Raw genomic sequence first — 523 nt, 5'->3', positions numbered from 1 at the left:
GTGTTCACTACAGATTGATATGGTTTAGAAAGTTTAGAGTATCTTAGTGTCCCGTTCGTCTAGAGGCCTAGGACACCGCCCTTTCACGGCGGTAACAGGGGTTCGACTCCCCTACGGGATACCATCTTTAAGCATTCTTACGAGTGTGTTTAAACATGGTTTTCATTAGAAAATCTGCTCTTTAACAATTTGGAAAGCTGACAAAACAACAATTTATTGTTGTTTGTAAAGTTCTCAATGTTTGTCTTTAAGACAAACACCAACAAATACATTCAAGTGTTCTTGGGAATGTCACTTTTAGTGACTATTCGAAATTGAGTCCGGCAAATCAACGCTATCTCGCTCATTCAAATAATGAGATAGCAACTTTGGTTGTTTAACAAAGACCCTTTGGGGTTGTATGGTTAAGTGACTAAGCGTGCACGGTGGATGCCTTGGCAGTCAGAGGCGATGAAGGACGTAGTAACTTGCGATAAGCGTAGATGAGGCAGTAACAGCCACTTGAGTCTACGATTTCCGAATG

Annotated in this window: 1 tRNA gene and 1 rRNA gene; both read left to right on the top strand. The window is 41.3% G+C overall.

Going from position 1 to position 523, the window contains the following annotated elements:
* Positions 1 to 48 precede the first annotated feature (48 nt).
* A tRNA-Glu gene (locus tag CIK04_RS30135) sits at positions 49 to 124 on the top strand.
* Positions 125 to 402: 278 nt separating this feature from the next.
* Positions 403 to 523: ribosomal RNA gene (locus CIK04_RS30130) — 23S ribosomal RNA — on the top strand; the annotation flags it as partial.

It is taken from the genome of Vibrio sp. 03_296 (assembly GCF_002265885.1).
This window is presented reverse-complemented; position numbering and strand designations above follow the sequence as displayed.